21 protein-coding genes are annotated in these 21,740 nt (G+C 43.7%); 8 read left to right on the top strand and 13 right to left on the bottom strand.

The genetic code is table 11. The features are described from left to right. Positions 1 to 7 precede the first annotated feature (7 nt). The 7 genes from SHAL_RS11880 to SHAL_RS11850 all read left to right on the top strand — a co-directional run bounded on the left by SHAL_RS11880 (position 8) and on the right by SHAL_RS11850 (position 6,619). Complete coding sequence (locus tag SHAL_RS11880; protein ID WP_012277366.1) at positions 8 to 487, top strand: TadE/TadG family type IV pilus assembly protein; 480 nt, start codon at positions 8 to 10, stop codon at positions 485 to 487. After that, positions 484 to 933, top strand: a complete 450-nt coding sequence (locus SHAL_RS11875; protein ID WP_012277365.1) for a TadE/TadG family type IV pilus assembly protein — start codon at positions 484 to 486, stop codon at positions 931 to 933. Before SHAL_RS11880 ends, SHAL_RS11875 begins: the two co-directional genes overlap by 4 nt. A 92-nt stretch (positions 934 to 1,025) precedes the next feature. Further along, positions 1,026 to 2,252, top strand: coding sequence for a CpaE/TadZ family protein (locus tag SHAL_RS11870; RefSeq protein WP_012277364.1), 1,227 nt, complete (start codon positions 1,026 to 1,028; stop codon positions 2,250 to 2,252). Position 2,253: 1 nt separating this feature from the next. Next, a complete protein-coding gene (locus SHAL_RS11865; protein WP_012277363.1) occupies positions 2,254 to 3,582 on the top strand; it encodes a TadA family conjugal transfer-associated ATPase in 1,329 nt (442 codons plus the stop codon). 11 nt (positions 3,583 to 3,593) lie between these two features. Next, complete coding sequence (locus tag SHAL_RS11860) at positions 3,594 to 4,571, top strand: type II secretion system F family protein (protein WP_012277362.1); 978 nt, start codon at positions 3,594 to 3,596, stop codon at positions 4,569 to 4,571. A 1-nt stretch (position 4,572) separates the two neighbouring features. Next, positions 4,573 to 5,535: a type II secretion system F family protein gene (locus SHAL_RS11855; protein ID WP_012277361.1), complete on the top strand. Its 963-nt coding sequence runs from the start codon at positions 4,573 to 4,575 to the stop codon at positions 5,533 to 5,535. Positions 5,536 to 5,563: 28 nt separating this feature from the next. Beyond that, entirely contained in the window at positions 5,564 to 6,619 is a 1,056-nt protein-coding gene (locus SHAL_RS11850; RefSeq protein WP_150102086.1) for a tetratricopeptide repeat protein, read from the top strand. A gap of 187 nt (positions 6,620 to 6,806) precedes the next feature. On the opposite strand, the gene SHAL_RS11845 is transcribed toward SHAL_RS11850, so the two are convergent. The 12 genes from SHAL_RS11845 to asnS all read right to left on the bottom strand — a co-directional run bounded on the left by SHAL_RS11845 (position 6,807) and on the right by asnS (position 20,565). Further along, entirely contained in the window at positions 6,807 to 7,154 is a 348-nt protein-coding gene (locus SHAL_RS11845; RefSeq protein WP_012277359.1) for a hydrogenase maturation nickel metallochaperone HypA/HybF, read from the bottom strand. Beyond that, positions 7,154 to 8,170, bottom strand: coding sequence for a hydrogenase expression/formation protein HypE (hypE, locus tag SHAL_RS11840; protein WP_012277358.1), 1,017 nt, complete (start codon positions 8,168 to 8,170; stop codon positions 7,154 to 7,156). Before hypE ends, SHAL_RS11845 begins: the two co-directional genes overlap by 1 nt. Continuing rightward, positions 8,167 to 9,288 carry a hydrogenase formation protein HypD gene (gene hypD, locus SHAL_RS11835; protein ID WP_012277357.1) on the bottom strand — a complete coding sequence of 374 codons (1,122 nt, stop codon included), beginning with the start codon at positions 9,286 to 9,288 and terminating at the stop codon, positions 8,167 to 8,169. Before hypD ends, hypE begins: the two co-directional genes overlap by 4 nt. Continuing rightward, complete coding sequence (locus SHAL_RS11830; RefSeq protein ID WP_012277356.1) at positions 9,288 to 9,536, bottom strand: HypC/HybG/HupF family hydrogenase formation chaperone; 249 nt, start codon at positions 9,534 to 9,536, stop codon at positions 9,288 to 9,290. Before SHAL_RS11830 ends, hypD begins: the two co-directional genes overlap by 1 nt. Next, the gene (gene hypB, locus SHAL_RS11825; protein ID WP_012277355.1) at positions 9,536 to 10,297 is read right to left on the bottom strand and encodes a hydrogenase nickel incorporation protein HypB; all 762 of its coding nucleotides are present in this window, start codon (positions 10,295 to 10,297) and stop codon (positions 9,536 to 9,538) included. The genes SHAL_RS11830 and hypB overlap by 1 nt, the downstream gene beginning before the upstream one ends. A 99-nt stretch (positions 10,298 to 10,396) precedes the next feature. Then, the gene (gene hypF, locus SHAL_RS11820; protein ID WP_012277354.1) at positions 10,397 to 12,784 is read right to left on the bottom strand and encodes a carbamoyltransferase HypF; all 2,388 of its coding nucleotides are present in this window, start codon (positions 12,782 to 12,784) and stop codon (positions 10,397 to 10,399) included. A 13-nt stretch (positions 12,785 to 12,797) separates the two neighbouring features. Further along, positions 12,798 to 14,579, bottom strand: a complete 1,782-nt coding sequence (locus tag SHAL_RS11815) for a hypothetical protein (protein WP_012277353.1) — start codon at positions 14,577 to 14,579, stop codon at positions 12,798 to 12,800. Further along, positions 14,566 to 15,123, bottom strand: coding sequence for a HyaD/HybD family hydrogenase maturation endopeptidase (locus SHAL_RS11810; RefSeq protein ID WP_012277352.1), 558 nt, complete (start codon positions 15,121 to 15,123; stop codon positions 14,566 to 14,568). Before SHAL_RS11810 ends, SHAL_RS11815 begins: the two co-directional genes overlap by 14 nt. A 9-nt stretch (positions 15,124 to 15,132) precedes the next feature. Further along, on the bottom strand, positions 15,133 to 15,801 hold the full coding sequence (gene cybH / locus SHAL_RS11805) for a Ni/Fe-hydrogenase, b-type cytochrome subunit (RefSeq protein WP_012277351.1): 669 nt from the start codon (positions 15,799 to 15,801) through the stop codon (positions 15,133 to 15,135). A 14-nt stretch (positions 15,802 to 15,815) separates the two neighbouring features. Beyond that, on the bottom strand, positions 15,816 to 17,519 hold the full coding sequence (gene hyaB, locus SHAL_RS11800; RefSeq protein ID WP_012277350.1) for a nickel-dependent hydrogenase large subunit: 1,704 nt from the start codon (positions 17,517 to 17,519) through the stop codon (positions 15,816 to 15,818). Positions 17,520 to 17,521: 2 nt separating this feature from the next. Beyond that, entirely contained in the window at positions 17,522 to 18,658 is a 1,137-nt protein-coding gene (gene hyaA / locus SHAL_RS11795; protein WP_012277349.1) for a nickel-dependent hydrogenase small subunit, read from the bottom strand. Between the two features lie 506 nt (positions 18,659 to 19,164). Next, the gene (asnS, locus tag SHAL_RS11790; protein ID WP_012277348.1) at positions 19,165 to 20,565 is read right to left on the bottom strand and encodes an asparagine--tRNA ligase; all 1,401 of its coding nucleotides are present in this window, start codon (positions 20,563 to 20,565) and stop codon (positions 19,165 to 19,167) included. A gap of 151 nt (positions 20,566 to 20,716) precedes the next feature. On the opposite strand from asnS, the gene SHAL_RS11785 reads away from it, so the two are divergent. Then, a complete protein-coding gene (locus tag SHAL_RS11785) occupies positions 20,717 to 21,052 on the top strand; it encodes a hypothetical protein (protein ID WP_012277347.1) in 336 nt (111 codons plus the stop codon). A 104-nt stretch (positions 21,053 to 21,156) separates the two neighbouring features. Here the strand turns inward: SHAL_RS11785 and SHAL_RS11780 are convergent, their stop codons facing one another. Next, positions 21,157 to 21,738, bottom strand: a complete 582-nt coding sequence (locus SHAL_RS11780; RefSeq protein WP_012277346.1) for a CoA pyrophosphatase — start codon at positions 21,736 to 21,738, stop codon at positions 21,157 to 21,159. Positions 21,739 to 21,740: the final 2 nt, after the last annotated feature.

Genomic DNA, 21,740 nt, shown 5'->3' with positions numbered 1-21,740 from the left:
AATGAACATGAATAATCAGTTATATGTCATGAAGCAAAAGGGGATTGCGGCTATCGAATTTACGATTGTCTTACCCTTGTTTTTAGTTTTGATATTATTTACAGCAGAGTTAGGACGAGGGATCTATCAGTATAGCCAGTTAACAAGAATGATCCGAGATGCTGGCCGTCACTTATCCCAAACCATAATCACAACCAGTAATGGCGTACCCTCGGTTTTAATTGACGAAAATTGTGATTACTGTATTTCTGATACAACCAACCTATTGGTCTACGGTGCTAATACAGGTGCTACACCGCTACTGTCTGGCATTGACATTACCGATGTTTCAATCTCAGAGCTTCCTATAGATAGTGGCATTTTAGTTATTTCCGTCGATTATGATTGGACGCCTATCTTTTTTGACAGGCTATCAGGGTTAGGCTTGGGAGACGGTGTTGACCTTAGTTTTAGCTTAAATTCAACGTACGCGGTGAGGGCTATATGAAGCATATTAGAGGGGTTTATGCTATTGAGTTTTCTATCGTTGCGAGTGTGTTTTTTTTAGTGCTTTTTTCTGCAATCGAAGTGGGCAGATTATTATATACCTATAATGTATTACATGAAGCTGCACGTCGCGCAGCAAGGATTGCTGTGGTATGTCAAGTGAGTAGCGACATTCACTCTCAAGCATTATTTAACGGCGCGAACTTAGTCCCTAATTTAACAAATGATAATTTGATAATAAGTTACCTCAGGCTAGATGGAACAGTTATCGAAGACTTGGTTAATGACCGCGGTTTTATTAGGCTAGTGAGAGCAGAAGTTACAAATTACCAGCATCAATTCTTAGTTCCTGGTCTTACTCAGACCCTCAATTCTCCTACCTTTTCTGCAACTTTGCCTAGAGAGAGTTTGGGTGTTTTCAAGGGAGGAACATCTGATTGTAGTTAATTCTTTTTCAATCAATAGGTAAATAATCAAATAGCTTAAGGAATGTTGTCTATAGTAAATATAGCTGTATTAAAAAGGGAGGTAGGTGCGCAATGGATAAACCGCTTGAGCTATGTGTCTCGAATAATAACCAAGAATCACCTATGTCTTTTTGTCTAGCGTTTCCTGTGCAGGCGATTGTGGCAAGTTGTGGTCATCAGTCGCTTAGTTGGTTAAGTGAAAGCCTAAACCAGTTCGAAAATCTAAAGTGGCAGTCTGCGTCATATGAAGATCAGCATTTAGTAAAAGATAAAAGTAACTTCAACCTCGTGTTATTGGTACTCCCCTCTGAAGAGGTCGAGGCAGAGAAAGCGTTAGCATATGCAGCTAATTTCGATTGCGACATTATATTGGTAGGCCACGATACTCCACAGAATATTTTAAGATTGGCATTTCAATATGATGTCAGTGACTTTATCCCTTCAAGTTCGCAGTCAAATGAACTATTTAGCTCTTTGGAAAAAGTATCTAACCGTCTTGTAAAGAATGCTGATTTGGCACCTGTAGTTGCTATTATAAATGGTAAGGCAGGCTCGGGAGCAAGCTTTCTATCCGCAAGCTTAGCTGATGTCGTCTCTCAAAGAGAAGGCAGCGATCTCGCACTATTAGATATGGATCTTCACCATGGTACATTGGCACATATTCTTGGGTGCGACGCTAAATACTCGATTTGTGATGTGCTTGGTACGATTGAAGACCTCGATGAGATCGCGCTAAAAAGCACGATGACTAAGAATGGAAACTTGAGCCTTCTCGCGGCAAAACCTTTTGAGCTTCTGACTCTAGACGAAGAGGTTGACTTTAACCGCATTAAAGAACTTATTTGGAAATACCGTCAGTTTTATAAACAGGTTATTTTAGACTTTTCTAGAGGCCCTGAAGATTGGAATTGTGATCTATTATTGAATGCGACGATATTGATCGTTACTCAACAGAATATAATGCACTTGCGTCAAACCAAAGATTTAATTTTTCAATTGACTAAAAATATGGGTATTGCTTCAGAGCAAATTAACTTGGTTGTTAATCGATATAACAAAAACTCCAATATAAAGTTATCAGATATTAAAGAGGCGTTAGGTATATCAAGTATAAGTACCGTCATCAACGATTATAAGTTATCAAACGAGTGTGTAGATCTTGGTAAGCCCCTGACTGAAGTTGCAAGGAAACAAAAGATAGTCACCGATGTGCGTTTTTTAGCTGATAAGTTTCTACCCATTAGTAGCGAGCAAGATAAAACTGGAACAACTTTTTGGAAGCGTCTTTTAGGAAACTAATATGGAAATTAGAAAAGAAATTAACACAATTAATGATTTCCAGCCATTAACTCAAGATGAGCAGGACATTAAGGTTACCCTTTACGATAAATTATTGAGCATGATGGATCTCTCTCTTATTGAGACAGTATCAAAAGACCAAGCTCAAGTCCAAATAAGTGAGATATGTGAACAGATCTTAAATGGGTTAAATTTACCTATTAACCTTTCTACAAGAAAGCGCCTTATAGGTCTTATTATCGATGAAGTACTTGGATTGGGACCTCTAGAAACTCTCTTATCAGATCCATCAATTTCGGATATTCTCGTAAACTCATATGATAGGGTTTATATCGAGCGAAAGGGCAAGCTAGAAGCGGTTAATATCAAGTTTCACAGTAATGCTCACCTTCTAAACATCATAGACCGAATCGTCTCTAGTGTTGGTCGGCGAATAGACGAATCATCACCTATGGTCGATGCAAGACTTGCAGATGGATCGCGTGTGAACGCCATTATACCTCCACTCGCCTTAGACGGTCCTTCCCTTTCGATCAGACGGTTCGCAGTCGATAAACTTAACGCCAGACAGCTTATAGATATTGGTTCGGTGACAGAGTCAATGATTGAGCTGCTTAAAGGGAGCGTTAAGGGAAAGCTAAATATTTTGGTATCAGGTGGAACGGGTAGTGGTAAAACAACCCTGTTAAATATGCTATCGGGTTTTATTCCTAGTGATGAACGAATTGTTACTATTGAGGACTCCGCCGAACTCCAACTACAGCAACCCCATACCGTTAGGTTAGAAACTCGACCACAAAATATTGAAGGTAAGGGGGAGGTTTCTCAACGAGATTTGGTTAAAAATTGCTTGAGAATGAGACCGGATAGAATTGTGATTGGTGAGGTTCGTGGTGGTGAAGCCTTAGATATGCTTACCGCAATGAACACGGGTCATGAGGGCTCATTAACAACCTTACATGCTAATAGCCCAAGAGATGCGCTTGGCAGGCTTGAGTATATGGTTTGTATGGCGGGCTTTGACATGCCAGTAAGCAATATTCGAACCCAGATTGCATCTGCAATTGATCTAGTGGTGCAGTTAGAGCGCCAAGAAGACGGCCGCAGAAGAGTCACAAGTATCCAAGAAATTAATGGCATGGAGGGTGACATTATCACTATGTCTGAAATATTCCGCTTTAGCCGAAAAGGAATAAATGAGGAGGGGATGATTATCGGAGACTTTGAGGCGACAGGAGTCATACCTGGCTTCCATGCGAAGTTAAAGCAACACGGTATTGAACTTCCATATCATCTTTTCAACTGTGGCGATCCATTTGCTGAATTTTAGGGAGCGTAGACATGTTTTCTAACCAAGTTATCTTCCTAGGACTGGTTTTTGTTGCGGTGCTTTTTTTATCACAAGCCCTGTTTCTACCAGTCTATAGCCCCCAAAGAGCAAACAGTGCTTTGGTACGCAAGCGCCTCAAAAAGCTTTCAGAAGCATCAGGCGATATAACTTATGAGACATCATTACTGCGTAAGAGCCGCTTAGGAAAACTTGGACCCATTGGGCGCTGGTTAGAGCGCTTTCAGTTGATAGAAAACTTAAGTTATCGCCTAGAATTAGCAGACTACAAGCTCATGGGCCACCAATTCATTTTTCTGGCTCTCTTTTCGGCATCGATAGTCGCTTCGGTGGTGTGGTTCTATTTGGGCGAACAGATCGCTGCCGGATTTATGTTTGTGGTCACACTATTTATCTTTAACTTCAAGCTAAATCGCGATACGGCAAAACGCATGGAAAAGATTGAGGAGAGCTTTCCGGATGCTTTGGATGTGTTGAGGCGAGCACTGCAAGCGGGTTACTCCTTTTCCGATGCCATTAAGTTAGTGACTGAAGAGATGGAGGGGCCGCTTGCTAAGGAATTTAGTTTAATGTTCGCTAACATTAACTACAGTAAAGATACGAAAAGAGCACTTTTGGGTTTTATTGAACGAGTTCCTAGTGTATCTGCGATGGCATTCGCGAGTGCTGTAATGGTACAAAAAGAAACGGGTGGTAATTTAGCCGAAAATATCAATAACTTGGCAAGAGTCATTCGATTACGCTTTACGTTCAGGCGAAGAGTGAGAACGCTTTCTGCTGAGGGACGGCTTTCAGCCTGGATCCTTATCTTGCTGCCATTTGTGTTATTTGCCGTGATCTATATTCAAACACCTGGTTATGTTGGTGAGTTAACGGGGACTGAAGAGGGCAATCAACTGCTTATTTGGGGAGCTATCGGTATGTTTGTCGGTGGCATGTGGATTAGTAAGTTAATAAGGATAGATATGTAATATGGATTTCCTAATTGGTTTATTTGGTCAGTTTTTTGATGATCCCCAACACGTTGAGTGGGCGATATATTCTGTTGCCGCAATTGCTGGGGTCACTCTTGCGATATCAATATCTTACTTGATTAGTGGTGTGTACTCTCCGATTAGAAAGAGGTTGAAATCACTTAATGCAGCGGAAGGAACCAAAGTGACACATGATGTCACTGGCACTTTGGAACATGGTATGGGTGAGATGGCTAAGAAGCCATTCCTCAACTTTTCTAATCATGAAACTAGGCGCCTGTTGATCCATGCGGGGTTTCATTCAGAAAATGCCTTGGCTGTTTTTAATGCATCTCGTTTACTGCTTATTTTGTTAGGTTTTGTCATTTCATTAGTTATTTTGAACCTGTTTCCTGAGATCTCTGGTATTTGGACGATTTATATATTCTGCCTTTTTATTGGCGGTGCGTTTATTGTTCCGTCAATGGTGTTGCAGTCACTTGCAAATCGGCGAATGCGCCAACTTAGAGTCGGGTTTCCGGATGCGCTGGACTTATTAGTTGTCTGCTGCGAAGCAGGATTGGGGCTAATGGCAGCAATGCAAAGGGTTGCAAGGGAGTTAGCATTTAGCCACCCAAGTCTTGCGAGTGAGTTGGATTTGGTTTGTAGTAAGGTGAGGGCGGGGTTAACCATTAAAGTTGCCTTACAGGAGTTTACCGATAGAACAGGACTTGAAGATATTAAGGGACTGAACTCTGCTATATCACAGAGTATGCGTTTAGGTACCGGTATCGCAGAAACTTTACGTGTGTTTTCAGATGAATACCGTGATAAGCGACTACAAGCGGCTGAAGAGCAAGCTGCAAAACTTGCTGTTAAGATGATATTTCCAATGATGTGCTGTATTTGGCCGTCATTTTTTATCGTTGCAGTAGGGCCTGCTGTACTAAAAGTGATGAAAGTATGGGGGCAGGCATTTTAGCGCTACATTATAAGAATAGGGGATGCTTATGAGACTGGAATGGATGCAGCTAAGTAAACGGGGAGTGGGATCTGTCATGATATTGATTAGGGCCTGCATTATGCTGAGTATATTGTCAGTAGTGTCCGCTTGCAGCTCTACTCCAGAAGAGACTCCTGCGCCAATAAAGGCTCCGGAGCGTCAAGATTTGCTTGATGTAGGTACGTTATCGTCTATTACTCCAGATTTTTCAGCACCGACAACCGAAGAAGAGGCGCTACAAAAGGCGCATACCGAAGAGCAGTCTGGTAATATTGAAAAGGCACTGTATGCCTATATCCAAGCATTAGATTTTAACGCTAAAAATGCCGAAACCTTTTATCAGATTGGGCGCATTCATACCATAAGGGGCAATCCGGATATTGCCTATAGAGCATATAATGAAGCACTCGTTCTTAATCCTAACTTGATGATGGCTCATGCAGATCTTGGGGTCATTAGTATGGATAAGCGTCAATATAGAGAAGCGCGCTTACATCTTGAAAAGGCGATAGAGTTAGATCAAAAAAGATTAGCGCTACTCGAAGAGAAGCAAAATATGGGGGCGTTTTTGGTGCCTAACCGAGAGTCTCCTGCAAGAGTCTATAACGCCATTGCGATTTTAGAAGATGTCGAGAATAATCACCAAAAAGCCAGAAATTACTTCAGATTGATTTTAGAGTTACAGCCACACTCGTCGATACTTATTACCAACTTAGGTTACTCCTATTATTTAACCGCTGAGCTGACAATGGCTGAGAAATATTTAAGACAGGCGATTAGAGAAGACTCTAGCTTCAATAGAGCCTGGACAAATTTGGGGCTTGTCTATGTTCGAAAAGGCTTTTATAAGCGTGCGCTCGCCGCGTTTGAGCAGACAATGTCTCCGGCTGATGCACTTAATGACTTAGGCTACTTCCTCATGCTTGAGGGGCAGTATGAAAAAGCGATAGGGTTATTTGAGCGCGCAATCGATATGTCACCCAGCTATTTTGAGCAAGCTCAAAAAAACTTAAGAAGGGCTAAAGCTGAGATTTCTGATGAATTTCAGCATGCAAGTTATTGATTACTTAGTTGTTGATTATTTAGTTGTTGATTATTTAGCGGGGAATTAACCCAGAGTTAATGACAAAACAAAACTCTACAATATCAAGCGCTGCGATAATAAGCTTAATAATCTAGAAACGATATTATTAGAAACAACAATAATAGGCCCTACAATATGAATAGTAGGGCTTATTCCGTTATAGTCACTAGGCTTGCTCTAGCTCGAGTTGCATTAACATCATATCTTCACCATCGAGTACTTTCGTCTGGCCACTTTGGCAATGGCTGCAAATTACGCTTCGCTCACTATGTTCTGTGCTTTGTCCACAGTCCAAACATCTGAGTACTAATGGCTGGATATTCATCACGAGATTAGCTTCGCGACAGATCCCCTCTAACTTAAAGGTTTCAAAAGCCGTCCTGAGTAACTCTGGCTCAACGCCACTAAGGATCCCAAGCTTTATCTCTACTCGGCTCACCTTACTTGCATTGTTAGCAAAGGCATGACGCTCACACTCTTCAATCAATGCGGTTACTATCGAGTACTCATGCACTAGCAGATCCTCGGTAGTAATTCACCCTGAGGTAAATCCAAGTAACGAGTGCTTCCCCAAGGAGTGTTGAGTACCACTTTGCCTTTTCGGTTCTCGTTTACATCACCGATGATAGATGCTTGTTCGCAGTGACAGAAGCGCTTCATAATCTCTAGCGTAGCATCGGCACTCTCTTTAGGTACCGCTAGGATAAAGGTGCCCTCATTTGCTAGATCAAATGGCTCAAACCCATATAACTCACAGAGACCTCTCACTTCATCGCAAACAGGGATCGCTTCCTCATGAACATTGATTTCGACATCAGATGCCTGCGCCCACTCATTGAGAACCGCAGAGAGTCCACCACGGGTAGCGTCGCGCATCGCATGGATTTCAATGTTTGCAGCAATAAGCTGTTCGACTATCGGCCATAGTGTCGCGCAGTCACTGGTTAGCTCAGAGTCGAGTGCCAAGCCCTCTCTCGCCATCAAAATTGCCGCGCCGTGGCGGCCGATGTCACGAGATACTATGATGACATCGTCGCAAGCTAAGTTTTTTACCGAGATCCCTTTACGAAGAATACGGCCAACCCCAGAAGTATTGATGAAGAGGCCATCTGCGCAGCCACGGGGCACAACTTTAGTGTCTCCACACACGATACGAGCGCCGGACTGTTTCAGCTCCTTGGCCATGCTTTCGACGATGGTTTTTAACTTGGCAATCTCAAAGCCCTCTTCGATGATAAAGCTGCAGCTGAGATATTGTGGTTCTGCGGCCATCATCGCTAAGTCATTAACGGTACCCGCTATGGAAAGCTTACCGATGTCGCCACCAGAGAAAAATAACGGCGCTACGGTAAAGGAGTCGGTAGTAAAGGCGACATCGCCGTTAAAATGCAAAACAGCGGCATCTTCTTCGTTACGTAAAATGGGATTATCGAAAGCCTTAAAGAACAGGTCCTTAATCAGGTGGTTCATCTCTTTACCGCCACCGCCATGACTGAGCTGCACGACTTTGCGCGAGTTAATTTGATTCATTCTGTGACTCCGTTATAGCGATAGTATGCGTTGCAAGCACCTTCAGAGCTAACCATACAGCTACCTAATGGTGTTTCTGGCGTACATCCTCGGCCAAACACCTTGCAGTCTTTGGGTTTGCATAAGCCTCTGAGAATATCACCACATTGACAGGCTTTATGGTCGTCAATTTCTTCATTTGGAAGATGCTCAGCAAAAACACGTTCGGCATCTCTATGGGCATACTCATCTCTTAGCATTAACGCAGAAGAGGGGATTGGGCCAAGACCCCGCCAACGGAAATGCTCTCTCACTTTAAGGTATTGGTTCACCAACGCTTGGGCTGTAAGATTGCCCTCTTCTGAAACCGAACGGCTATACTGGTTTTCGAGCTCGGCCTTTGCTGCCGCTTTTTGCTTAACAATCATCAAGATTGACTGCATTACATCCACTGGCTCGAAGCCAGATATGACGACAGGAGTATTGTAATTGGTCACCGCAGGGCGGTAGACCTTTGCGCCACTAATCACGCTTACATGTGCTGGCCCAATAAAGGCATTGACCTTGGCTTTGGGATCGGCCATCACAGCATCAATCGCGGGAGGAACGAGTACATGGTTGATATGAAATACTAGATTTTTTATATCACGCTTTTCAGCTTGATCGATAAGTACCGCGGTCATAGGAGTAGAAGTTTCGAAACCTATCGCAAAGAAAACAATGGTTTTGTCAGGGTTATCGATAGCGATCTGTAAGGTATCGAGAGGATCATAGATAGGCCTGATATCACAGCCATTTGCACGATAGTTAGCTAAACTGCCTTTAGAGCCAGGAACACGGATCATGTCGCCTAGCGTTACCAAAATGATACCTGGTAAATTTGCCAGAGCGGCAGCATGATCGATACGCTCTTTAGGCATGATGCAAACTGGGCAGCCTGGACCATGGATAAAGTCGATATTATCGGGCAATAATTGGTTTAAACCATATTTCATGATGGTATGGGTGTGTCCGCCGCAGACCTCCATAATATTAACATTACCGTCAATCAAACTTGCGTAGGTGGCAATCTCTTTCGCTAAAGAGCGAATGACTTCAGGATCTCTGAATCCTTTGTAAAGCTCAGTTAGGGCTATCATTAAGACTCCTGCTGTTCTTGCTCGAGTTTTTCAACAATCTCTCGATATAGAGCCAAACTTTCCATGGCATCGGCTTTATCAATTTTGTTCATAACGAAACCGATATGGATCAGCACATAGTCACCTATTTCTAATGCATCGGCCATTAGATGACTGCTGACCTTACGTTTGACACCCATAGTATCGACGGTTACCGCTTGCTCGTCTTCATGTAGTGCAACAACTTGTGATGGAATCGAAAGACACATTAGGCAGAGGCTCCGGTATGTTGCAGTAGCCAATCGGCAACTTTGGCTAATGATTGAGGATCTTTAACTGATATTTCAATCAGCTCAACATTCGGATTAAGCTTCTTGAGCTGAGCACGGGATTCTTCCATGCTAAAGTCAAAATAGGGCATGAGATCTGACTTTGTTATGAGTACCAAATCAGCACGGCGGAACATGACAGGATACTTCTCAATTTTGTCATCCCCTTCAGGTACAGATAACAAAACGATATTCTTATGGGTACCAACATCATAACTCGCCGGGCAGACTAAGTTACCAACGTTCTCGACAAAGCAGATATCCAGAGGGTCTAAGTTAATGTGGTGAAGGGCACTGTGAACCATGAATGCATCCAAGTGGCAGGCCGCTCCAGTTTGGATTTGATACGCATCGATGCCTTTGGCGATGAGTCTGTCAGCGTCTCTAGAAGTTTCGAGATCGCCCTCAATAACAGCATACTTAAGTGGCGTGTATTGATGTAAATGCTCCAGTAGAGTTGTCTTACCGCTACCTGGGCTACTCATTAGGTTAAATGCGGTGATCCCCTTTGCTTCAAAGTGTGCGCGATTATGCTGCGCTTCAATATCATTTTTATCTAGAATCTTATGAATGATGGAAAGGGTCTTTTTGTCATTGAGTTGAGGGTTTGTAGCGATATTATCGTCAATTTTAGAATGCGAATGACCTGAACTTAAAAGATGATCATGACGAGTGATCGAACAACCACAGTCTTGGCACATAGGTAACTCCGTTATTTTTGTTTAAGTTAATTGTCAACTAGGCCGACAGTTGTGGCCTTGATGCAAATCAGATTTGTGTTTGTTGTTGGGTGATGCCTGTCACACATGTTTGTCGTGCATTGCATACCACAGTTGGCCGAGTGCAATGCCAGCATCGTTTATCGGCACCTTGTTGCTCGAAAGTAGCTGATTGCCCTGTGCGTTAAGTTGTTTCTCACAACGCTCAAGTAGATATCGATTTTGAAATACTCCGCCGCAAAGTACGATAGGGGTATCAAGATGATCCTTGGCACATTCACAGACCAAATTGCACAGAGCGTCCATAAACGCTTTGGCAATGAGTGCTGCACGAAGAGGCGTGAGCGGCATCAGGGTAATTTGCTCTACAATTTGCCCTAGCAGTTCTGAGCTATCCCATTGGCCGTTTGACTGCTTTATATCAAACCTAATGGGCTCATGGTGCTCAGCTATTGTTTCTGGGGCCGGGCAAAGTAGCGGTTGAAGCTTAAATTGGCCATCAAAATGATTCAGTTCAGAAGCTGAGCTCAGTGAGTTGGCTGCGGTTTCAATTAAGATCCCGGCTTGTCCTTCATACTGAGTATCACTAATCATCCCAAGAGCAACAGCTACTGCATCAAACAATCTTCCAATCGATGACGTTTTAATACTCGTATTCGTTTGCCAAAGCTTAACTAGGTTAGTAAACATCGTCGGTGATAGTGCCTTTAACGCAGGAATATCGAGCTTATAGATTACTTCTGGTGAATGTTTTTCAAGCAAAATAGACAGTAAAATTCTAACTGGTTGCTTGATAGCTTGTTCGCCACCAATCAATGCAAAGGTACTCAAGTGGGAAAGACGCTGATATTGGTGAACATCACAGCGCAACAGTTCTCCGCCCCAAAGCGTATCGTCATCGCCTAACCCTGTACCATCAAAACTAAAACCCAGTACGGGCGTGGTGATCTTGTTTGCGGCCATGACGCTCAAAACATGTGCGTAGTGATGTTGCACCGAACTAGTATTGTTAATGGCTTGCGACAAGGCCCACCTACTCGTTGCATAATCTGGGTGGCTATCATGGACTAATTGACTGGCCTTAAACCCATAAAGTCTTGAGAACGTATTGAGTGTATGGTGGAAATACTCCTCGGCTTCAATTGACACCAGATCGCCAATATGAGGGCTTAGGAATAGGTTGTGCTCAATACCAAAACAGATACTGTTTTTCTGTTGGGCACCCAGCGCAAGAATGCTTTCTTCCAGTGGCTGCTCGCTATAGAAAGATAGCGGCGCGTACCCCCTTGCTAAACGTAGTACCTGTAGTTTGTCATTTATGACTTGCACGACACTGTCGTCACAGCCATTCAATATCGGACGGTTGTGATCGAGAATATTATCGATGACATTAGCCAGCTTGCAATTAATTGCCACGCTATCGGTGATGATTGGTTCACCCGAGAGGTTTGCACTGGTCATGACTAAGGGACGTTTAACCCCATTTAGTAAGAGTTGGTGCAAAGGCGTATAAGGCAGGAAGATCCCGAGTCTGTCTATCTGAGGTGCAACAAGATCACTTAGCGATGGCTCGACATCGTGAGCATCGATTTTGCGCATCAAGGTAATAGGGCGCTCGGCGCTGCTTAGGACCTGCCATTCAGCCGTGTTACCTGTAACGAGTCTCTTAGCGGCGTCGATATTTTCAACCATTACCGCAAACGGTTTCGCTGGGCGATTCTTGCGCTGTCGTAACAGTTCAACACTCTGATTGTTAGTGGCATCACAGACTAGATGAAAGCCACCAATGCCTTTAATGGCTAATATTTTACCTTCGATGAGAGAATTAATCGCATCCTCAAGGGCAGTCTCTTTACTACTGAGCAGAGTCAGATCGGCACTTTTGAAGCTCAATTGAGGGCCGCACTTGGGGCAGCTCACAGGTTGTGCGTGGTAACGCCTGTCCATCGGGTCTAAATAAGCACGCTCACAGTCGGGGCACATGTCAAAATCAGCCATCGCAGTATTAGGTCTATCATAAGGCAGGGCATTGATCAGGGAATACCTAGGTCCACAATTAGTGCAATTGGTGAACGGGTATCGAAAGTGGCGGTTATTAATATCGTTGATATCTTTAAAACAGTCTTCGCAGGTGCATTTGTCAGATGATACGGCAACAACGGCAAGACTCTCTTTTTCACTATGAACGATACTAAACAGATCGCAGTCATCGATAACCGGCAGCGGGGTGACATTAATATTGTCAATACGCGCGAGTGGAGGCGCTTGGTTGCTAAACGCAGCTTCAAACAAAGCAAGTTCAGCAGGGCGCCCCTGAGCCTCAATTGTCACTCCTTCACTATTATTCAGTACGGTTCCGGTTAGATTGAGCTCATGGGCTAACCGATATACAAAAGGACGAAAACCGACACCTTGAACGATGCCGGTGATCTTTAGCTGTAAACGACTCTTTTCCAGATTTTTTGTCATGAGTTACAGTTGCTTAGTGTCTACGCTGTTTAAGGTACAAAGCACCAGCAGCGATATTTAGACCATCAAGATCCATCTTCGAATTAGCATTAAGGGTGAAGTTTTTACCAAGGCGTAGAGAGACTCTTTGTGCCAATAGTTCATTAGCAAAGCTATTGCCTGCAATCACGACTGATTTAATACAGATATTTTGATCTAAGTGTTCAATCCAGTTGCAGATATAGTCTGCGAAGGAGTCGTGCAAACCAAAGGCGAGTTTATCGATATTCTCCTCTTCAGCGAGTCTAAAGCTGATAAGACTTCCCAACGTTTTACACCAATTTAGACTCCTAAAGGCTTCTCCACGAGTTAACGGGAAATCGACCCTTGGCGCGTTGGCACCTTTGTGGCACATCGCGCGGGCTACCACAAAATCACAAAGTTCAGTCTTGCTTAAGGGCACTATTTTACTTGAGGATTGATTATGCTGTGTTTGGGTCGTTGCACCGAGAAAGACAGCAGCAATAGCCCACAATGACTCAATATTATTGGTCGGGTGTGCCAGCTTTAAAGATAAAAGCTTAAGGTAATCATCAGGGTATAGAGTTTTGAATTTATCTAGTAAGGCCTTTTGAGGTGATAGTTCAAGCTGGTGCACTATGTCATAGCCGTTATCGGGCAAGCTTGGAAATTCAAAAAATAATTCTAGATTTTGTTTGCTATCTAGCGTGACTATCTGCGTCTTACTTGAACTGCTGAAGTATAAAGCTGCTATATTTCTAGGTTTATTTTCACCAATCACCGCACTATGCAGAGCGCAACTAGCAGCGCTATTGATGGGGGCTATTGCATTGTCTTCATTGGTACATGGTTGGTTAGCGATGATTTCAATATGATCTGCAGCCCACTTTGCCTGATAGTTACCAGCCTGTGCGTCATCGTGTAAAGGTTGTCTAGTTGCTTCAATGACTAGCACCTTCGTTGTTGCAGGTGTTTCTATCAACGACCATTTAGCTTCAACCATGGCAATCTTAGGGTTATCTACGTTAGCAATATAGACGTAATCGATGCCTTGCTGACGAAGAATTTCACAGATCACCAGTAATAGTCGCGATTTTGCAAAACAGATCTCGTATAAAGGCTGCTTGAGTCGAGTGTGGCTCCTGATAGGCCTAGCTTTTATAAAAGGCTTCTCGATGCTCGAAAGTGCAAGTATTTGGTTATCGTTCACAGAAAAGTGCGCGTGCAAGTTATTAGGATTACAGATCACCAACTGTTGCCGAGCTTCTCGAGGTTGGTTTTCAATGGGTTGGAAACTAATAATAGTGCCTGCACCTAGGTTACTATGGGGCAGTACTATTGACCCGAGCTTATCGAGTTTTTTGACTAAGGCTCTGGCATCGGCTAAGGAGACGGCCTTCTCGGCTGAGGTGATACGTTTTTGTGCCTGACAGCAAGGGCAGTCAAATCCGACGTCACCAAAATGTGCTGCCTGATTATCACCAAACTGTGGTTGGCAATGTTGACAGTATTCGATTTCGAGTGGTCTTGATGGGAGTAGCTTCTTCGTGCCGATAGGACTGTCGATTGCACAGATTTGAGGCTTTACTAGCCAAGCTGAAATTAAGAAATCGTTCGCTATCGCATCGGCTAGTTGTTCAAGTTGCGCTTGTTCGCCTTTCGCCTCGATATAGTAAAGATTATCTAGTTCACCAATAGTCACATCATATTGTTCGTTTTGTAGGTATTGATTACAGAGGTGCCCATAAAATGGCACTTCTCGGCTACAATTAAATTCAAATCTAATATTCTTCATCTAAAGTTAAACCACGTTTGTAAGAGTCGGGAATAAGGCTGTTAATATCTATGTTTGCAATACGTTGGTGACTAAAGCCTAAAGAGTCAAAATGAGTCAGCAACGTTTTTTCCATTAAAGGCACGGCCGCTTGGATCTGTTCTGTCAATCCAAGAGTCATGGGCTCAATAACCGTCGGGGTAACACCTAACACAAAGGTCTTGGGTCTATCACCGACCATCTCCATCATGATAAGCGTTTGCAACATTTCAACTTCATGAGCACTACCTTGCCAATCAATTTCGGGGGGAGCCTTATCAAAATCGAAAAAGTAGACTTCTCCTGGGGTAACACCGTTTGCATTAACGGTGTCAACGACGATAAGGTAGTCGTATTGGCAAAGTATAGGGATAAGACCTTGGGCAAGCGTTCCACCGTCTAGCATATCGAGCTGATCGATTTGATGGTGGAAGCTGTAGTTTTCTTGGATGTAATTGACGAAATGTACGCCGATGCCCTCATCGGCGTACAAGACATTGCCAATACCAAGTAGCAATACCTTCATGTTTTCCTTTTATTTTTTCTTATGGTAGTCGTAGCCTGAGACGATTGAGTCAACAGAGTTATGCTTAAAGCGAATTCCAGACCAAACAGCCATGTACACGTGTATTACCACAAAGATGATAAATACCCAGGTAAGATAGTGGTGCCAGATCCGAACCGGTGCTAATCCACCCATTAATGCCGTGACCCAATTCGCCATGCCGCTGAGCATGCCACCAAGACCTTGGTGATATACGTTGGCATATAAGACTAGGCCTGTAATGCAGATCAGCAGAGCAACAACTGATATTGCAAAGTAAGTCACGAACTGTAGTGGACCATAAACCCCTTTTTTGTCTAAATGTCCCATCCAAAGGTAAGATTTAAGCTGAGTGATCCAGCTCTTTATACTCATAACGTCTTTAAATGAACGACGCTCGATATCACTCTTACCAAAAAAGAACAGATAAGCGCGGACAATGGTTATCGCGACTAACAAAAATCCGAAGACCTGATGAGTTGCTCGAATATAGCCCTGTACCAACACATCTGAGTTCTCTGGTGCAGCCAAAAATGGCCACGAGATATAAAACCCGGTTACGACTAGTACAAGAATGGATAAGGCTCTTAGCCAGTGAAATATTCTTATCGCAGCACTAAAGATCAGTTCCCTTTGGTAAGGTGCAGATTGAGTTGCCATGTTATCCCCCTTGATTAAAATCCGTTGGGATCAATTTTAAACTCACCGAGATTCTGCCCTTTATAATCCATCACATGTACAGCGCAAGCCATACAAGGGTCAAAAGAGTGAATAACTCGGAGAACTTCTAACGGCTTAGTTGGGTCTTCAAGCTGTAAGCCAATAAGTGATGCTTCATAAGGCCCCATTTGCCCCAGCTCATCCACAGGTCCAGCGTTCCAAGTTGTAGGTACAACAGCTTGGTAGTTCTCAACTAGACCATTTTTGATCCGAATCCAGTGGCTGAGCATACCCCGTGGCGCTTCAATCATAGCGTGACCTAAATACTCTTTATTTGGGTCAATTTCAGGTTTAGTGTAAGTGGATTCATCTGATTGAATGTTAGTAATCAAGGCATCGAATGTCTTAAGACATTCATCAGCAACAATACATGTATGCAACATGCGAGCGGCTGTTCGACCAAGAGTTGTGAATAGTGCTTCTATCGGTAGCCCAGTAGTTTCCAATAAACCATTTACCGCATCGACGACAACTTGGTTACCACGAGCATAACTGACGAGTATGCTTGCGAGTGGGCCGACTTCAATAGGTTCACCGTTATAACGTGGTGACTTGACCCATGAGTACTTACCATCTTCATTAAGAGTCGGTAGCTTACCGTAAACGGTCTCACGTTCAACTAAGCTGGTATAGTCAGGAATGGTCGTTCCGTCATAAGGGTGCTGTGGTGCATCGGCTTTATACCAAGCATGGGTGACATCTTCTACGATCTGCATAGGATCTAAATCACTCACGTTGGCGAGATCGCCGTTCATGATCACCCCTTGGTTAAACATGAATTGCCCATCGGTAGTGACAAAGTCTTCTGTTGCTAGGAAATTCGGGACGTTCAAGCCCCCAAGTACGCTTGGCTCGCTGCCAAAGGCCGCTGCAGCCATGACTATGTCAGCTTTGTATGCGCGAATGATGAAATCATTTACGAATTCATGCTTTTGCTTCCACTCTTGTAAACGAGCTGGACTTAACATATCGCGAACAGAGGTAACACCACCGACGACAATGGATTGTGGGTGAGGTGATTTTCCGCCAAATATTGCCAGCATCTCAGCGGCAACACGTTGAACCTCTAACGCTTTTAGATAGTGAGATAGCGCGATTAAGTTTTGCTCTGGCGTAAATTTATAAGTACGGTTGCCCCAATATGCATTGGAAAAAGGTCCGAGCTGTCCCGTTTCAACTAGTTTTGTAACACGCTCTTGTACTGCTCGAAGATCGCCTTCCCCTGCAGAAATAGGGTTGGCGGTATATTTCATTGCTTCTTGCGCGGCTAAGGCCGGATCGGCGCTCAATGCTGATACCACATCGACCCAATCTAAACCGTGAAGTTGATAGAATTGAACAATGTGATCGTGCATATGAAGTGAAGATTGCATCAAGCTTCGAAGGTACTTGGCATTAGGCGGGATCTTTACCCCTAAGGCATTTTCTACTGCTTCTGTACCGCAGCGATAGTGAGAATAGGTACACACGCCACAAATACGCTGCACGATTAGGCCAACGTCCATCGGTGTACGGCCTTTAAGGATCACTTCAATGCCACGCCAAAGAGTTGAAGATGCCCAAGCTTTGGTAATAACATTATTTTGGTCGACTTCGACTTCAATTCGAAGATGACCTTCAATACGAGTGATTGGATCGATAACTACACGTTTATTCATGACTATTCCTCTTCAGACTTGGCAAAAATACTGGCTACAGCGTGTGCGCCAATTCCGACAGCAGTAGCGCCTAGAATGACGGCACCTATGGTGTCACTGGTCGCATCAAGACCATGCAGTAATTTCCTTCCTAAAGGTTTTTCGAAATCTGCCATCTCGTCCCAGAAGTCGGGCTCTGAGCAGCCAATACAGCCATGACCAGCAAGTACTGGCCAGCTAGTGTGGTGATTGAACCGTTCTGTCGGACAGTTATTGTAGGTATAAGGTCCTTTACAGCCTAACTTATAAAGGCAATAACCATCTTTTGCAGCTTGATCACCAAACTCTTCTACAAACTCACCGGCATCGAAGTGACCACGACGTTCGCAGTTATCATGAACGCGAGCACCATATGCCCACTTAGGACGGTTAAACATATCCAGTGCAGGTAACTTACCAAACATGATGAAGTACATCAGTGTTCCGACAATATTGGTTTCATTAGGTGGACAGCCACCGAGGTTAATAACAGGCTTATCAATGACTTCGGATACACCAACAGCTCCTGTTGGATTTGGTGCTGCGGCTTGAATACCACCGAAAGCGGCGCAGGTGCCGACAGAAAGAATTGCTGCTGCATCTTTGGCTGCTTCTTTAACAATATGTAGTCCAGTGTGACCTTTACAACCTACCGTTAAAAAATTACCGTTGTTTGCTGTTGGTACTGCCCCTTCGATAGCGAGCAGATAACTACCTTTATAGGCTGATAATGCGCGCTCAAGGTTTTCCTCTGCTTGCCAGCCCGCTGCGGCCATTAGAGTTTCTTGATACTCGAGTGAGACGTAATCAAAGATTAAGGTGGAAATATTAGGTGTGGTTGTTCTAATAAGAGACTCTGTACATCCTGTACACTCGGCCATATGTAGCCAAACGAGGGGAACTCTGTCTGCAAGCTCTGCTGCTTCGGCAACTAAGGTGCTAAACGGAAGAGGTAAGGCAAGCATTGCCGTTACAGATGCGCTCCATTTCATAAAGTCACGGCGAGTAATGCCATTTTGTTCCAATTTTTGCTGCAGCGTTTCACTGTGGCGAGGTTTTTGCTTACGAAGTTGCTCTATTCGCGCTAAACCTTGCTGGTAAAGGGCTTCATGTGTTTCCATGGTTAAACCTTTTTTTGTTTATTAAGGAATGTGTTCAACGAAAACAGTCTAGGCCTCAAAACGCTGGGTATTATTGATATGCGTCAAGCTTTACAGACCTTTGAGCTATACTACACAGAGCAGTTACCCCCCAATTGAGCTAGATCATTAAATGGGTTTTAAGCGAGACAATATGACCACATCTTGCGTAAAAGGTGATGGAGATCACGTAAAGTCATGACTTTGTATTTGAGGCTTAGCTTAGCTAAGGGCTTACTTATAAATGTTTGATTTAAATGTGGTTGGCTGGACATGTTAACTTTAATGCTGATGGGTCTTAATAAATAGAGGGGGGATAGATGTTGAGAATGATAAGAATTGTGCGTAGATGATAAGGAACGATGAGGTCTAGTTCTCGAATAAATATAAAAAAACCTCTGACATATAATGAAAGAGGCTTTAATATCGTTGCTAGCTTACCGGTAAGCTAGCAGTTCTGTAAGCTACTAATTCTGTGAGTTAACAGATTAGAAGTTAGCAGATTTTGGAGAGCGTGGGAATGGGATCACGTCACGGATGTTAGACACACCAGTTACATAAGAAACCAAACGCTCAAAGCCTAAACCAAAACCAGCATGAGGGACTGTGCCATAGCGACGTAGGTCACGGTACCACCAGTAATCTTCTTGGCTTAGTTCCATTTCAGCAAGACGCGCATCGAGTACATCTAAACGCTCTTCACGCTGAGCACCACCGATGATTTCACCAATACCAGGAGCAAGTACGTCCATAGCAGCAACTGTTTTACCGTCATCGTTTAAGCGCATGTAGAATGCTTTAATGTCTTTCGGGTAGTTTTTAACAACAACAGGGGCTTTAAAGTGTTCTTCTGCAAGATAACGCTCATGCTCTGAATGTAAGTCGATACCCCATTCAACGTCATACTCAAAGTCTTTGTCACAAGCTTTAAGAATTTCAATCGCATCGGTGTAATCAATTTGAGCAAAATCACTGCTTACAAACGCTTCTAGGCGCTCAATAGCTGTTTTCTCAACGCGCTGGGCGAAGAACTCAAGATCATCACGACGCTCTTCAAGCACTGCCTTAAAGCAATACTTAAGCATGTCTTCAGCAAGTTTTGCAGCATCATCTAGGTTGGCGAAAGCCACTTCAGGCTCAACCATCCAAAATTCAGCCAAGTGACGGCTAGTGTTTGAGTTCTCTGCACGGAATGTCGGACCAAAAGTATAAACCTTTGACAATGCACATGCGTAGGTTTCAGCATTAAGCTGGCCCGATACGGTTAGGAATGATTCTTTACCGAAGAAGTCTTCGCTGTAATCAACGGTGCCTTTATCTGTGCGAGGAAGGTTTTCTAAATCAAGAGTTGAAACACGGAACATCTCACCTGCACCTTCGGTATCAGAAGCGGTGATCAGTGGCGTAGAAACCCAGATATATCCTTGCTCATTATAAAAGCGGTGGATAGCTTGAGATAAACAGTTACGCACACGAGCCACGGCGCCAATAATATTAGTGCGTGGACGTAGGTGAGCAAGCTCGCGTAGATATTCAATTGAGTGGCGCTTGGCAGCCATTGGATAAGTGTCAGGATCTTCCACAAAGCCTACGACTTCAAGTTTGGTCACTTGCATCTCAAATGCTTGACCTTTACCTGGAGACTCAACAACTTCACCTGTCATTACGACAGAGCAACCAGCAGTAAGCTTTAACACTTCGTTGGTGTAATTTTCTAGATTATTTGGTACAACACCCTGAATAGGATCGAAACATGAACCATCATAAACAGCGAGGAATGAGATCCCTGCTTTAGAATCGCGGCGGGATCTAACCCAGCCACGTACTGTGATTTGCGAACCAATCGCAAAGTCACCTTTAAACACAGAAGCGACAGATGTAATGCTCATTGTTGCTTAGTTCTCCAACGAAACGTTTTTGTAAATAATTTGGAGGTTTATATTACCTGTATAAACGCTTTTCTCAAGTGGAAAGTAGGGTATCTTGGTACCTAAATTGTTATTCTGACGACAATCATGACAAAAACTAAGGATAGCTTGCATGAATAGAGCAAAATTCTTCCAACTTCTATTGTCGACGCTATCGATTGTCGGCTGGTCATTGGCAATTTATGCGCTGCTGATTTTCGACAAAGCACGTCCTGATACCGCTATTGGTTATTTTCAGAGTCAAGGTGCGGCAGTGCGTTTTGAATGGGATCCAAGCCAAACTGTGTTGCTCGAACATATTATCTGGGTTTGTGCTGGGGTGAGCTTTATCAATCTGGCTTTCAACTTTTATATTTCACGCCATAGTCGTATTGGCTGGTGGGTAAACATTCCTTTGTTATTTTTATGCTCACTAGCGGCAGGGCTCTATATTCGATTTGTTGTTTAAAGCCTAAGGATTGAGTTTTCAAACCTTAGCAGTTTACCTGTTTAGAATTTTCTGTTTGGAGTTTAGATCTTAGAGCCTAGAAAACTTAGCTAGCGCAACTGATTTTAGTCAGCTTTCTCGCAGCTTAGCTGCCTACAAAGAAGGTCGATCATCGCCGCAGTCGCCCCCCAGATGAAATGCTGCTTATAGGGAATAAAGTGAACAGGGTATTGGATCCCCTTACGCTTAAACCTTTGTGTATGACGATTATAACCTTGCATTAAAAAAGAAAGTGGCACAGTGAAATACTCATCCACTTCACCGGGATCTATAATGGGCGTAAATGTTTGCTTAACGATGCCAACAAAGGGGGTGATCTCAAAACCGGTAAAGGTTTTGTGGGGCGGGAGTGCACCTATGACCTCGACATTACTGCTGAGTAACCCTATCTCTTCTTCAGCCTCTCGTAGTGCCGTTGCCTGATAGCTTAAATCAGACTGTTCAACTTTGCCGCCGGGAAAGCTAATTTGCCCGGGGTGGGCACGAAGGTGTGTGGGCCTGCGGGTTAAGATCAGCTCGAGACGATTATCGACTTCATACAAGGCGATTAACACCGCGGCTTGACGAAGCTGCTGATCTAACTCGATTAAATCAAGTTCTGGCAGAGCATTAAGAGTATACCTGAGTCTAAACTCCGCCAGATCCATAA

The organism is Shewanella halifaxensis HAW-EB4 (genome assembly GCF_000019185.1).
Classification (GTDB): Bacteria; Pseudomonadota; Gammaproteobacteria; order Enterobacterales; family Shewanellaceae; genus Shewanella; species Shewanella halifaxensis.
This window is presented reverse-complemented; position numbering and strand designations above follow the sequence as displayed.